12 protein-coding genes are annotated in these 14,126 nt (G+C 56.2%); 6 read left to right on the top strand and 6 right to left on the bottom strand.

Going from position 1 to position 14,126, the window contains the following annotated elements:
* The first annotated feature begins 80 nt into the window (after positions 1 to 80).
* Positions 81 to 953, top strand: a complete 873-nt coding sequence (locus NKI68_RS01720) for a succinate dehydrogenase/fumarate reductase iron-sulfur subunit (RefSeq protein WP_254544956.1) — start codon at positions 81 to 83, stop codon at positions 951 to 953.
* Between the two features lie 92 nt (positions 954 to 1,045).
* Here NKI68_RS01720 and NKI68_RS01715 read toward each other — a convergent pair whose 3' ends face one another.
* The 4 genes from NKI68_RS01715 to NKI68_RS01700 form a co-directional block, all read right to left on the bottom strand.
* Positions 1,046 to 1,354: a DUF5789 family protein gene (locus NKI68_RS01715; RefSeq protein ID WP_254544955.1), complete on the bottom strand. Its 309-nt coding sequence runs from the start codon at positions 1,352 to 1,354 to the stop codon at positions 1,046 to 1,048.
* A 113-nt stretch (positions 1,355 to 1,467) separates the two neighbouring features.
* Complete coding sequence (locus NKI68_RS01710; RefSeq protein ID WP_254544954.1) at positions 1,468 to 2,220, bottom strand: hypothetical protein; 753 nt, start codon at positions 2,218 to 2,220, stop codon at positions 1,468 to 1,470.
* A 394-nt stretch (positions 2,221 to 2,614) separates the two neighbouring features.
* Positions 2,615 to 3,082 (bottom strand): redoxin domain-containing protein, encoded by a 468-nt coding sequence (locus NKI68_RS01705; RefSeq protein WP_254544953.1) that lies wholly within the window; start codon positions 3,080 to 3,082, stop codon positions 2,615 to 2,617.
* A 124-nt stretch (positions 3,083 to 3,206) separates the two neighbouring features.
* Positions 3,207 to 5,048, bottom strand: a complete 1,842-nt coding sequence (locus tag NKI68_RS01700; RefSeq protein ID WP_368410907.1) for a multicopper oxidase family protein — start codon at positions 5,046 to 5,048, stop codon at positions 3,207 to 3,209.
* Between the two features lie 240 nt (positions 5,049 to 5,288).
* Between NKI68_RS01700 and NKI68_RS01695 the strand changes: the two genes are divergently transcribed.
* Together NKI68_RS01695 and NKI68_RS01690 are read left to right on the top strand one after the other, a co-directional pair.
* Positions 5,289 to 5,666 carry a winged helix-turn-helix domain-containing protein gene (locus NKI68_RS01695; protein ID WP_254544951.1) on the top strand — a complete coding sequence of 126 codons (378 nt, stop codon included), beginning with the start codon at positions 5,289 to 5,291 and terminating at the stop codon, positions 5,664 to 5,666.
* Positions 5,663 to 5,941, top strand: coding sequence for a DUF7521 family protein (locus tag NKI68_RS01690; protein ID WP_254544950.1), 279 nt, complete (start codon positions 5,663 to 5,665; stop codon positions 5,939 to 5,941). The genes NKI68_RS01695 and NKI68_RS01690 overlap by 4 nt, the downstream gene beginning before the upstream one ends.
* A gap of 472 nt (positions 5,942 to 6,413) precedes the next feature.
* Here the strand turns inward: NKI68_RS01690 and NKI68_RS01685 are convergent, their stop codons facing one another.
* On the bottom strand, positions 6,414 to 8,162 hold the full coding sequence (locus NKI68_RS01685) for a cbb3-type cytochrome c oxidase subunit I (protein WP_254544949.1): 1,749 nt from the start codon (positions 8,160 to 8,162) through the stop codon (positions 6,414 to 6,416).
* A 216-nt stretch (positions 8,163 to 8,378) separates the two neighbouring features.
* Between NKI68_RS01685 and NKI68_RS01680 the strand changes: the two genes are divergently transcribed.
* From NKI68_RS01680 to NKI68_RS01670, 3 genes are all read left to right on the top strand, one after another.
* Entirely contained in the window at positions 8,379 to 9,350 is a 972-nt protein-coding gene (locus NKI68_RS01680) for a transcription initiation factor IIB (protein WP_254544948.1), read from the top strand.
* Between the two features lie 1,499 nt (positions 9,351 to 10,849).
* Positions 10,850 to 12,223, top strand: coding sequence for a hypothetical protein (locus NKI68_RS01675; protein WP_254544947.1), 1,374 nt, complete (start codon positions 10,850 to 10,852; stop codon positions 12,221 to 12,223).
* Positions 12,224 to 12,328: 105 nt separating this feature from the next.
* Entirely contained in the window at positions 12,329 to 12,631 is a 303-nt protein-coding gene (locus NKI68_RS01670; RefSeq protein ID WP_254544946.1) for a cupin domain-containing protein, read from the top strand.
* Positions 12,632 to 12,652: 21 nt separating this feature from the next.
* On the opposite strand, the gene NKI68_RS01665 is transcribed toward NKI68_RS01670, so the two are convergent.
* Positions 12,653 to 13,831 (bottom strand): hypothetical protein, encoded by a 1,179-nt coding sequence (locus tag NKI68_RS01665; protein ID WP_254544945.1) that lies wholly within the window; start codon positions 13,829 to 13,831, stop codon positions 12,653 to 12,655.
* Between the last annotated feature and the right edge of the window lie 295 nt (positions 13,832 to 14,126).

Raw genomic sequence — 14,126 nt, 5'->3', positions numbered from 1 at the left:
CGCTCCGTTAGCAACTCTCACAGATCAGCATTGAGAAGGATATCCACATTAGGCTTGACCGCATATCTGCCACAACACAAATGAGCTCACCACAGACCTCCTCCGACCCGGAATCTGAGTCCGATACTGGATCGTCGCCACAGCAACGACGGCTCGAAAAGAAATACGAGCGGGTAGTCGAACGTGAGGAACAGGCAGCTGTAGAAGACCAGTCTGGCTCCAATGAGCAGACGGTTCACCTGAAGGTGTTCCGGTACGATCCTGAGGTCGAAGAGAAACAGGAGCCTCGATACGATGACTTTCACGTCCCTCTCGAGAAGGGCATGACCGTCCTCGATGCACTTATCTATGCTCGTGATCACTTCGATTCGAGTCTTACCTTCAGACACTCATGCCGGATGGCGGTGTGTGGGAGCGATGGCTTCTTCATCAATGGTAGCCAGCGGCTCGGCTGTCAGACGCAGATATCCGACTTGGATAGCCCCGTCCAGGTCGAACCGCTCCCTCACGAACCCGTTATCAAGGATCTCGTGGTCGATATGGACCACTTCTTCGAACGGATGGAGTCCATCGAACCGTACTTCCAACCCGACGAACTCCCCGATGGCGAACTCGAAGAGCAGCGACAGTCTCCCGAAAACCGTGAGAAAATAAAAATCGCATCACGATGTATTCAATGTGGGTGTTGTACGTCATCGTGTAATCCGTCCCAAACCGATGACCAGTACATCGGCCCTGCAGCTATCGTCAAAGGATTCCGATTTTACTTCGACGAACGAGAAGGTGAGCAAGCACAAGACCACCGGCTCGATCTCCTCTCTGAAGAACACGGCGTCTGGCAGTGTCACACCCAGTTTTCCTGTACCGAGGTCTGCCCAAAAGACATTCCGATCACCGAAGAGATTCAGGAGATGAAACGGGAAGCAGTAAAACGCGATATTAAGTTTTGGTGATCAAGTACGGGTAAGCTTCGAAAGCACGATCGATATCTGGCCGGAAGTCACACCGGACACCATTCTTCGAGTCGGCTACCTACTCCTCGTCTTTAGAACGACTGGTCGCGTTCGTCGTGGGGATACTCTCCATCCCCTCCCTCGATATTCGGGCCACGATCGTCGTAGTACTTGCGTCCGATGTAGTTGTCATCCAAATTCCCAACGATCGACTCTAAGAGATCATCGGGGGTCTCGTATATCTCATCGTTGTCGTAGGCGAGTACTTCATTGATCGTCTCGGAGTCAGTGTCATCGGGAGCATCAACCGTTGCATCTCCAATCTGATTGAGTACCGTTTCGTGGTCTACGGGATACTCGAACTCACTTTCGAGATAGGCGGGTAATTTTGACAGTCTCATTGTATCGTAGTGGGTGCGAACGGCTGCTCAATCGCATATTCATCGATATAATACGCGATGGAGCTGTATCGCCGTATTCTATTGGTGGAGAAACGTGGCCAAAAATATACCGCTCAAGACCGCCGCAACCTGTGTTCGCGTTCGATATCCTGCAACTGTGGAATTAACTCGGATTCGTCCGTGACGTAGATGATATACCGAGGGACGTCCCTCGTCGTCCGTGCCATGAACGGTTCGCCCCAGAAACTCAACAGGGCATCTGTCCTCTCGTTTTCCTTTTCACCAAGGATAAACGAGACGTTCTCGTCTAACTCACGCCAGATCGGTTCACGCACGGTTTGACTACGCTTACAATTTTCCACTTTGGGTTTAACCTCCGTTCGCCAGCGTTCCTTCTCACTCTCGTCGAGGATGAATTGTATTGACGTGACGTTCGGGTTTTCGATTGCCGGCCGAAGTAGTGAATCGAAAAGGTCCTGCGGCACGAACATGAGCAAACAGACGTTGAACCAGATCATATCGCCCCGGGCATGCTGACAAAAGCGTTTGCTTCGTTGTCTGAGCGCACCGGGGCCGATCAGTTCGAGGTCGGATGGATTTATCGCAGACCGAATTTCGTCGACAGTACGTTCGGTATGCGTCACTGATTCAGTGATCTGTTCCGTGTCCGATTCTAACCGAAGATCACGGAGAAAGAGGAGGGCCATTAGAACGAGCGTGATCATCAAAAGTACACCCTCATCCACAATATGTAGAAAATGGAGAATCAGTGCGAGAAGCGCAGCTAGGATTCCCGCCACTGCATCCCATTCAATCTCTCTAAGTTCCCATTTCATTCTTGTCTTCTCCCTATCATCGGACTCCAACTACAGGTTCATTACTCTGTTCAGTCAAACAATAGAGTTCGCGGCTATGCAAGGTGCGTATCTCAAGAACTCTTCGTCCTTGCCCTTGTTCATATCGAAAACGCTCTCACTGGGTTGATCGAGTGAGATTACAGGAGTCGAAACGCTGCGGAGATGATTGTCACGTTAGGGCAGTAGGTGGTCGCCTCCATCATCGTAGACTGCGATTGTACGATTACAGTGCCGACGAGGTCGGCGCCTGTATCCTGTATGACTCAAATCGGTCGTTTTGCAGGTGACGCTTTGGAGCTACCTGCACGTTCGCGGTGGCGACTGGTGAAGCATCTCGGGCTGGGATATCCTTTTGACTGCCCAATATGAGAGAATAGCAACCCAAAATGAAGTACATTATCCTCTATTCGATCGCGTTGAGAATGGCATCGTAGTCCGGTTCGTTCGTTGGGTCCTTAGCGACCCAGTTGTACGTTACTGCTCCGTCCTCATCAAGGACAAACACTGCCCGGTTCGCGACGCCATAGAGCCCGAGCGGCTCGATGTCGATTTCGAGGTCGTATGCCCGGATAGCGTCGCCGGACATGTCGCTGATGAGGTCGAATTCGATCCCGTATTCCTCGCGGAACGCGCCCTGAGAGAACGGGGAGTCGGCGCTCACTCCGAGCACAATCGCTCCAGCATCTCGGAAGCGTTCATGGTGATTTTGGAGGGCGACCATTTCATTGGTACATGGAGGTGTGAACGCGCCTGGGAAGAACGCGAGGACAGCTGGTCCGTCACCGAGGTGGTCGTTTAGGTCGAAGGGTTCGTGGTCGCTCGTTCCGACCGTGCCTGAAAACGTCGGCGCCGTATCTCCATTCGTGAGCATCAGTTCGGTATGCGACCGGCGGAGGGAAAGAATCAATCACGAACATCATCGGTTACGGGAGGTACGAGGGTCAAGCCCCGGGACGTTCGCCTCGTCCGCACGGAAATCGTAGTGCCCGTCGTCGTCAGTGCCCGCCGTCGTCAGAATCCGGGAGGACTGTGAAGGGTCGCATCATATCGTGATCCTCGTGTTCGAGCATGTGGCAGTGCCACATGTACCAGCCCGTCTGGTCGTTGAACAGTCCCTCGAACTCGCCGAAGTGAGCGATTACGTGCGTCACTTCGCCCGGGTTCGCGGTGACGACGTCGTTCCACCCGCGTTCGTACGGTGCCGGCGGCTCAAGTGCGTCCACGTCGATGGAGTCTGACGAGTCGTTGTAATCCTGGATGGATTGTCGGCCCAGCACCTGAAAGTGCACGAGATGCAGGTGCATCGGATGGGACACACCAGTCAGATTAGCAAAACTCCAGATTTCAGTATCGTGGGGCTTCGGGTCCTCGGTCACCGGGTCGTATAGGTTGTGACCCGACGGGTCCTCCTCCGAGCCCAGGAGGTGCAAGGGCCGTCCGAAGTCGTCAGTGCTCATGGTCAGTGGGAGATATCGCTCGCGGTCCACTGTATCGACCGGGATTTCGGGAACCTCGGTCAGGGTACCGGGTACCTGGCTCGGATCATCCACATCTCCCACGTCCGCGACGTCAATGAGCATCACCTCCGGGAGGGGTTGCTGATCCTCGATGTCGCGGTCAGGCATTGCTCGGTACGGCGCACGCGCGTCGTTGTGGACCAACAGGGTCTGGCCAGCGTAGTCCGAGAAGTCGACGACGACATCGGCTCGTTTGCCCGTTCCGACTTCGAGCCCGTCGTCGATTTGGACGGGTGACCCGAGGAGGCCACCGTCGTTGCCGATCAGCGTGAACGGCGGACCGTCCGAACCGGTCATCCCGGACGCCTCATCGTACTTGAGCAGGTTGAGGTTGTAGAAGCGGCAGTTGGACCCGTTGAGTATGCGGAAGCGGTACTTCCGGGGTTCGACGCTCAGACGGGGCCAGGCCTTCCCGTTGACGACGGAGATGTCGCCGAAGAACTGTGGGACGATGCTCGGCTTGGGGGTCGATTCCTCCCGATCCACCTCCGAAACACCGTCGGGGTAATACAGCGACCCATCTTCATTGAAGCTGCGGTCCTGAAGCACGAGCGGGATTTCGTACTTACCCGCGGGCAATCCGAGGGATTCCTCGTGGTCGTTGCGGAGTATATAGAGGCCAGCGAGACCAGCGTAGACGTTCAGCCGAGTGATACCGAGCGAGTGGTCGTGATACCAGAGCGTGGCCGGTGGCTGGTCGTTCACGTAGTAGTAGTCCTTCTTCTCGAACTTCGGGCCGGTTTGCTCGAAGCCCCGCGTGAACCACGCCGTCGGCTTGCCGTCGCTCGTGTGCTCGACGTTCCCGCCGTGGAGGTGAGTCACGACTCGCACGCCGGTACTGTCGTAGGGAATCTTACTACTGTGGATAGTCGTATCGACCGGCAGCAGATGCTCGTCCGGCAACTCGTTCTTCCAGCGCACGTAGACTGGTTCGCCCTGCTGCGCCTCGATCGTCGGCCCCGGGTACTGGCCGTCGTACCCCCAGACGGTCGTCGGTGGCAGGTCTCGGTGGATCTTCTGCGTTGCCTCCCGCATTTCCACCTCGTAATAGGGGCTTCCGTCCTTCGTCCCCACCGGTTCTATGACGCCTGGACGGGGGACTTCGTCGACCCACTTTTCGAGCTCAGGTGACGAATGCGCAGTTGCGGAGGATTGTGGTGTAGTCTCTGTCTGGTGGGTTGTGGGTGATCGTGGCGGACTTCCTGCACTATTGGTCGGGGCTGTACACCCTGCGAGGGTTAATGCACCAGCACTCCCCGTCGCTGCTAAGAATTTCCGTCGTGAGATGCCAGTGCCGGGTAGGCCGGTGTGTTCAGTCATGGTCTGGTCTCTGGTTGTGGGTAGGAAGATAACGTACATAGCCCGGCACGCTGATTCCCGGTTTGTAGGAACCAGAGCGAATATGTTCGGGAATGTGCCTACATTTCTACTGTTCGCTTCCGAGTTTCTGGACAGTGTATCCCGTGACTCTATGTAGAGAAGATTCAATTCAATTTTAAATCGGAGGATCGGTCATTCATATCGAACGAATTATCGTGGTCACACAGCGAGGACCAGGTAATGGTACGCAATCCGTTTCTACAGGAGAGCGTGCCCGAGTTACAGGACGTCCTCGACGCGCTGGACGACCCAACGTGTCGCATGATAATCAAGCACCTCGATGAACCGATGACGGCAAGTGAGATCTCCGAACACTGCGATGTGCCACTCTCGACGACCTACCGGAAGGTAGAGCTTCTCACGGACGCCTCGATACTTGATGAGCAGACCGAGATCCGTAGCGATGGGCATCATACCACGCGATATCGACTGGCCTTCGAATCACTCGAGATCGAGCTTGACGAGGAGCGTGAGTTCGGAGTCACAATTACGCGACCGCCCCGATCGGCGGACGAACAGCTTGAACAGCTCTGGTCGGAGATACGTAAAGAAACATGAGTTCGCACATCTCTGTCGCGGTCATCGTACTCAAGACCGCGACGCTACTGTTAGGTGGATTGATCACATTGTACGCGCTGAAAGCGTACCGACGAACGGGTGCGCCCGCACTCCGTCTCTTGACGCTCGGATTCGGTGTGGTTACCTTGGGATCGCTCCTCGCAGGTGTCGCCGATCAACTCATCGTCGTCGAGACGCAGTATGCGCTCATCATCGAGAGTGCACTGACTACGATCGGGTTTGCGATTATCCTCTACTCGCTCTACGTCGACTAATAGTGAGAGCGTACCGTTCATGACAATCTTTGAAAAATACATTAGCTCCCTCCCCTGAAAACGGCATATAAGATATACGTTCCATACACGGGGAGAGGAATCCAAGCGAGCCGAACACCTTCGGCACAAGATGTCCGAGTCAGTGCATCCTCTGTTCTGATCTGCTCCAGGAGCGGTATCGAACGGAGGCCCTCGATTCAACCGAATCGCCGAGGTTCGATCCCCTGTGGCACCGAATCAATGACGACGACTGAGCCACCTTTCACCCGATTACGGCTGCTTCGTGCCTATCCAGAGTACTTCCTTACGACTATGGGGGCGATGATCGGCTACCTGCTTGGCAGTATTGAAGGAGTGGTGCTCGGGTCCGTAATGGGATTTTTCATCGGAAAGACGATCCAGAGCTTAATTTGGGCCTTTGCGGGCGAGTAACCACAACCGAGCGCGTAGTAGACGACAATGACCTTGTCAATCATTCATCACCACATTCAGCACCGCCGTCGGGAATCGTTGTCTCGAGTTTTCGGTCAAACCAGTCCCATTCGTGCGTTAGCAGTCCACGCTCTCCGAGTTTCCACGGATCTCCATCTTCAACATCCGGTCCTTCAAGCCAGGACTGGACGATGTTCCAGACGAAAATGAGCTGTCCGACAGCGAGAATATAGACTCCGAAGGTCGCTAGCTGGTGGAGGAACGCGAAGTACGCCTCGGGACCGACTGGAAGCTCGTAGCTGGCGTAACGGCGAGGCATTCCACCGTAACCGAGGAGAATCATGGGGAAGAACGTGACGTTCGTTCCGATCATGGTGAGCCAGAAATGCCACTTCGCAAGGGTACGCTGGTACCACTTCCCCGTATAGAGCGGGAACCAGTAGTAGACGGCGGCGAAGATGGCGAACGCAATCGCACCCATGATCACGTAATGGAAGTGCGCGATGACGTGATACGTGTCGTGGAGGACGAGGTCAACTGGAATAGACGCCTCGAATACGCCGGTGACGCCGCCGATGATGAAGTTCGCAATGAACCCGACACAGAATAACATCGGCGCGGTAAGCCGCAGTTCGCCGTTCCACATGGTGGCAATCCAGTTGAACGTCTTCACCGCGCTCGGAATCGCAATTGCGATGGAGACCGCCATGAACGATGCGCGAATTCGCGGATCGATGCCGGTGGCAAACATATGGTGGGCCCACACACCGAACGACAACACGCCGAGTGCGAGCGTCGAGTACACCACGAATTTGAACCCGAACAGCTTCCGGCCTGCAAAGCGCGGGAGGATGTAACTCACGAGGCCCATCGGTGGAATGACCAGGATGTACACTTCAGGGTGACCGAAGAACCAGAAGAGGTGCTGCCAGAGGATCGGCCCTCCACCTTCGACGGTGAAGAATGTCGTGCCGAAGTTGCGGTCGAGGAGGAGCATGATGAGGGCTGAACCCAATAGTGGGAAGGCGAATAGAATCTGGCCCGACTGCACGAGTACCGTCCACGAAAAGAGATCGAGATTCGCCCACGTGACCTCCTCCCCGCGTTCAGTGAAGATTGTCGTCACGAAGTTGATTGCGCCCATCGTCGCACTCACTCCAGTGAGGTGCAGTCCGAGGATCATCAGGTCGACACCGGGATTCGTCTGTTGAATCGAGAGTGGTGCGTACAACGTCCATGCAGTTTGGGCTCCTTCGACCCCGATTCCGAGCGGTTCGAGGATGATCCCTGCCCAGATGAGTAGTGCCCCTGGTGGAAGCAGCCAGAACGCAATCGCGTTGATCCGCGGGAACGCCATGTCATCCGCCCCGATCAAGAGCGGGATCATGTAATTCGAGATAGCAGCGAGCATAGGCGTGCCGAACAGGAACAGCATCGTAATCCCGTGGCTAGTCATCAGGGCGTTGTACGTTGTTGCTCCGAGGAGGTCGGCTGGAGGTGTTGTGAGCTCCGTTCGCATCAGTGTGACCGCGATGCCGCCCCACGCGAACGAGAGTAGCGCGAACGCGCCGTACATAAGGCCGATGTCCTTGTGATCGACGGTGGTGAGCCACCGAACGAGGCCGCCCGGTTTTTCCACGTGTTGGTGTTCCTCTCCTTGTTGCTGTGTACCGCCACCGGCCGGAGTATACGACCGCCAGTTTTCGACCGACGTGAGCCACCAGACTGCCCCTCCGAGAAGGAGACCCATTACTAGTGTAAGCGCGAATTGAACCGTAACCGTCGCCATAACTGAGCGTTACTGGTAGGAGTCCATGATGGTTCTCCGGTACATGTTCGGTTTCTACGTACGTGATTCCCAGAAGTTGGGAATCGGACAGGCACTACTTCCCCTCCGCTCACAGATTCCGTGCTAGTCATGACCAAACAGTACTGCTCCGTCAGGAACCGTTCATCGTCTCCTGATGCAGAAAGCCACCACAGCAATCCGTGAACCATCAGATCAATGTACAAAATCCGTAGTCACGATCGGACGGACACTACCGAACGTGGTACCGCATCAGAGGATGGGGTCACCGAGTTGGTCTGTCCGGAGTGCGACGCCGATGTGATCTATGATCCCGAGCGCGCCGAACAGCTCTGTGAGTCGTGTGGATTGGTTGTCGACGCCGAACTCGTCGATCGCGGACCTGAGTGGCGTTCGTTCAGCCAAGAGGAAAAGGAATCTCGCAGTCGCGTTGGTGCACCGACCACGAATCGTCTCCACGATAAAGGACTGAGCACGACGATCGGCTGGCGGAATGAAGATTCATCCGGGAAGTCGCTGAATACACGCCAACGTGAGTTGATGGGGCGACTCCGCGTCTGGGATGAGCGCTTCCGCGCGAAGAGTAACCAAGAGCGGAATCTGAAACAGGCACTCGGCGAGATCGATCGGATGGCCGCGGCACTTGGATTACCGGAAATCGTCCGGGAGACCGCCGGCGTCCTGTATCGACGAGCACTCGAGGAAGAACTCCTGCCCGGTCGCTCGATCGAAGGCATAGCGACGGCGTGTCTGTACGGTGCGGCCCGCCAAACTGGTATCCCTCGAAGTCTGGTCGAGATAAGCGACGTCAGCCGGGTCGAGAAGCTCCGGATCCAGCGTGCCTATCGGTACCTGGTCCAAGAACTGGAGCTGGGAATCGAGCCAACTGATCCCACAACCTACGTCAGTCGATTCAACTCGGAGCTCACACTCAGTGCAGAATCAGAACGCGTCGCACGGGATCTCCTCGAAACAGCGATGTCATTGGGCCTGCACAGTGGTAAAAGTCCCGTCGGACTCGCTGCATCCGCGGTCTACGCCGCATCACATCTCACGAATGAGTCCGTGACCCAACAGCAAGTCAGCGACGTAACGCAAGTGAGCAAGGTGACAATCCGGAATCGCTATCAAGAACTCCTCGAAGCGCAAGCTGATGATGAATTCGCCTGACCTCGGAACAAATGCAACAAACGCCGAATTCAGCTAATTTCGATCACCATGCCAAATCGACACCCACGACAAACTGAATGTATACAGATGGATGGCGTAGGAACGGCCGTTCTTGATCTCCTCGATACGGATGGACCACTGCAGGTAGTGGAGATCGCCACCCGACTCGAGATGCACCCTGTTGAGGTCGACCTCCAGTGTAGTTCTCTTCACGATCAGGGCTACATTGCCATGTTCGGTGGCGGCGTATACGAACTTACGGAGGCAGGAACGCAGCTTCTTGATGATGCTAGTTCTCGTTCCTAGAATGGTTTGGTTAGTTGAGTACGTCTGTCTTCAGTCAGCTTGGATTGAGGACAGCGAGTAGCCCGGAGTCGAGCTGAGCGAGTTGCGGCGGCGACTCTCGGTGGGGGCTAAAGCTTGTGTACGCAAATGCCTGCCAGAGCACTCGCTCGGCATACGGTCGTGCTGACAGATCGACACCGAATGCTGCCGTGAGTGCAGTGTCATCGAGATCGTCTCCCGTTTGCGGAATCGAAACTGGATTAGGAACGTCATCGAGTGTCAATCCGAACGAGGGAAACAACGCGTACGTTGCGTCTGGTGCTGGATGATACACGACTCGTTGCCCCGGATACCGAATATGAAGCTGTGGGGTAACGCAGATCCGCTTCTTGCTGTCTCCGACACGTACGCGTTGCGGTAGGAGTTCAATCTGCTCGCGGTTCCCGCTGGAAACTCGGCGTCGACCGGCCGGTGTATCGAGTACCACCGCATCGGCAGTTACTCGATCGACCAAAATTCTCGGTGGCTCGTACTGTGAAAGGATAGCTTCCGTGGACTCGCCTCCAATAATCCCGTCGACGACGACCACATGCGTGGCGTCAGCGGTAGTCACGAGCGTTGGAGCCATCGATTTCCCTGTCGTGATAGGCTCTACTCTATGTGCCGTCGCGCAGACTCCGGCCCATTGCGCAAGAGGCGCATGACCGGCAGAGAGAGCCGATCGCCAGTAGAAGATACGATGTTCCGCGCCAATTTGATAGGGAACCACATCAGGGAAGAACGAATTACTAAACTGGGTGGGCTCGACATCCGGATGTTCAAGCTTGAGTTCGACGTACGGGAGTCCAACCTGAATCGGAGGCTCTATCTGGTCGGCTGAAACGCGTTCCCAGTACCTCCTGTGAGTTTGCTCCTGTAACTCGTCGTATTCGTCCCTCATTTGTTCTGTTGGCAGCTAGTCCTACGGACGCGAATCGCAAAGGACTACGTCCGGAGATGTTCGGCTGAGTGCACACGGTATGTACGTAGAGACGGTCAGCGCCGGCATACTCACTTCGTTCTTCTTCCGAGGCCGGTTGTCCGAAAATTGGAGATTTTCGTGATGACGAGAGACGCCTCTGGCGTCTCTCGAACTACCTCGCACAGTTCGGGCGGACGTCGTCCCGAACATCTTCGGAATTAGGGAGAGGTGGACACGACCCGTACCGAATGCTATGAGCGCTATCCCGGGTGGGTTAGAGACTGATCAACAGCCGCCGATGACGATTCCGCTTCGACACTTCGTGATCGGGTTCGGCTTTCTGTTGTTCGGTGGTGTCGCCGGCGTTCTCGGAGCCCTGAATCTCCTTCCCGGACTCGGGACACTTGCCCACGTCCACCTACTGCTCGCGGGGTGGGTGTGTATTACCATTATGGGCGCGATGACGCAGTTCGTTCCGGTTTGGTCCGGCGCGGAGTTACACTCACGCCGACTTGCAGTCGGACAACTCTGGCTCGTCGCCATCGGTTTGCTCGGCTTCGCCGCCACGTTGCTCTGGGGTTCCCTCTCGTGGCTCATCGTCTTTGGCGGGTTCATGGTCGCCGGCTTCTGGGTCTTCGTCTATAACATCGGTCGGACGCTCCTCACGATCGACTCGCTCGACGTCACCGAACGTCACTTCGCACTTGCACTCGGCTACTTCGCAGTGCTCACTGTGCTCGGCTACCTCCTCGCAATCGATTTCACGTACCCCGTTTTCAGTCAGCTCGACATTTCTCGGTCAACCGTTGTCATGACTCACGCGACACTCGCCGTATTCGGGGCTGTTCTGACTACCGTGCTCGGGGCGCTCTACCAGCTCGGAACGATGTTCACGCAGACCAAACTGCACGGTATCGACGAGTATTTCCAGCGGATTGAGGAAGTCGGATACCCGATCGGCGTCATCGCCTTGGCACTCGGACGTTTCTTCTCCATGGAAATGCTCGCTCGCGTCGGGGGACTTCTCGTGGTCATCAGTCTATTCGCATTCAGTGTGATTCTGGCTCGCCGCCTCTATGAGACGCAGGTCGACTGGACGCCGATGTTATCGCGGTACGCGGTCGTCGCTCCAGTGATGGCGATCTGGGCACTGCTCACGGCGTCGGCGTGGCTCACTGACCCGCTTACCCGAGCAACACTATTCGGCGCGCCTGGAGCCGTTCACCTGCTCGTACTCGGTATCATCGGCTTCGTCGTACTGGGAACGCTCTACCACATCGTCCCGTTCATCATCTGGGTCCACCGCTACAGCGACCTACTCGGTTACGAACCAGTGCCGATGATCGACGATCTCTACAACGCACGCATCGCATCAATTGACTTCGGTGCGATTGTCATCGGGACGGGGCTAATTGTCATCGCTGACTGGTTTACACTCCCGGCCATCGTGCTGGTTATTGGCGGATTCTCGGCGACGGCTGGCTTCGGCCTCTTCGTCGTCAACATGCTGCTCGTAATCCGCGATCACAGCCCGTACGGGCTTCGAGGCATCCTCATGTCTACGTCTGGACCGGTTGAACAGAACCGTGCACCTGAGCCACGAGAACCACCATCCGAGGGACAGTGACAACGTATCTGCCGAACATATTCGGAGAAAGGCGAAGGCAGGCATATGGTGAACGATCAACTGTGAGTGACGCCAGAAACCATACCCGTTCAACTCGAATCACCCATGCCTGAGATCACAAACCTCAACGACTTGGAAAAGACGCCACACGCGGAGGTGTTCGACCACGGCTCGCCTCGAACCGTCCGGCTACAGCTAGAAGCCGATCAGCAAATCCCGGCACATCAGCATCCCGGCACCAATATCGTACTCCACCTTCTCACCGGCGAGATTGACCTGTCTCTCGACGACGAAACGTATTCCCTCGCACCAGGAGATCTCATCCGATTTAGCGGTGAGCATGGAATTTCACCGCACGCAATCGAGGATAGTACGGCCGTCGTCGTCTTCGCACCAGTCGAAGAGTAGGCGGACGCTCGCCTTCCTGAATTAGCGCGCGTGGAACACGGCGACGATCACGTACGCGTACATCATCGCGCCAATGAACGTCAGTACCTCACCGACTTGTAGTATGGACGCCAGCTGCCCGATGAGGCCAACTACTTGGAGCAGAAGGCCTCCAGTGAGGCTCCCGATGGAACCGAGTGCGGTTCGATCAGATGCTCCGCGAAGCGCTCCGACAGCCGGGGGATAGAATTGGTAGGCGACGCCAATGATGGTCAGTCCGAGGAAGCCGAGTACGTTTAGCCGAAAATGCGTGAGCACCAGCGACGACGTCGAATGGCCGAATGCGAATGATAATCCGAGTGCTACACCGAATACACCGCTTCCCGCTCCCGCAAGCACGCCGTAGAAACCAACGCGTCGGCGATCCGAACGCGCAAAGAGGATACTGTACGTGAGAGCATAGCCAACTACTGCGGTTGCCTGGGTGACGGCTCCGAGCTGGAACCAGCGACCGCCACCGAGATACCCCGCGAGTAACGCCGGGCCGAACGCGCCAGCGGGCAGGATGACGGTGACGAGTGCTTTCGGTGGTGACGCAACGAGGAATCGAGGGAGCAACCGGAATCCGAGAGCGAAGATCAGCATTGCGGCTGTCCCCGCGGCGAGCAGGTGTGATACGCGCGGGAAGTACCCGTCAAAGAGCGCTGGAAGGCCAGTGTAGATTGCGATAGTCTCGTACGAGCCGAAGGCCAAATAACCGAGAGCAACAGGAACGAAGCCATTTGCGAGGCGATCGATCGGTCGTCGGTCTGCGTTTGACTCTCCCGTCGCGGATTCACGCCCGGTCAGATTATCACGGATCGTCCATAGGAGCGCACCGAGGAACACTGCGACGCCAACGCCCCACAAGATTGCCCCGACAGTCCCGATCCAATTCGGCCCGATTCCACGTGATTCACCGACGAGACAGCCCGTTCCTACGACTGTAAGTGGAAACTGCACCATCGGCGCGCGAGCAACCGTTAGCTGCCGATCGAAATACGTTGGGATGAGCGAGTACGCCTTCCCGAAGACCATGTGGAGAACGAATCCGAAGATTCCCAGCAGCACTTCCGTCCGTTGCGGGAAACCGACGAGTGCCCCTCCCTGCCAGACGACGAGGAACAGAGCACTGACGATGACGTATCGGCGTGCCCATCGCGATACCGTCGCAGCCGTCATCGACACGCCCCGCCGACTTGTATTCTGATATAGAATTGGAGCGTGTCGGTGGCTCCGTTGTAGGATTTCCACGCCGCGGGTCGTTCGTATCGTATTCGGCTGGACGACGTATATGGGAAAATCATCGGATTTCTATACCCTCGACCGATACTAGTATCTGGGAATTTGAGTAGTCTTCACCCGAACGTGTTCTGGTTTTGTCGCGGTTTCACCCCGTACCTGTTATCGTTCCGTACCTTGAATCGAACAGGAATAATACCCGATTGTCGTCAAAGACTATCCTGCCGGCGTTCAA

Origin of the sequence: Halomarina pelagica (assembly GCF_024228315.1) — an archaeon.
In the GTDB taxonomy this organism is placed as follows: domain Archaea; phylum Halobacteriota; class Halobacteria; order Halobacteriales; family Haloarculaceae; genus Halomarina; species Halomarina pelagica.
This window is presented reverse-complemented; position numbering and strand designations above follow the sequence as displayed.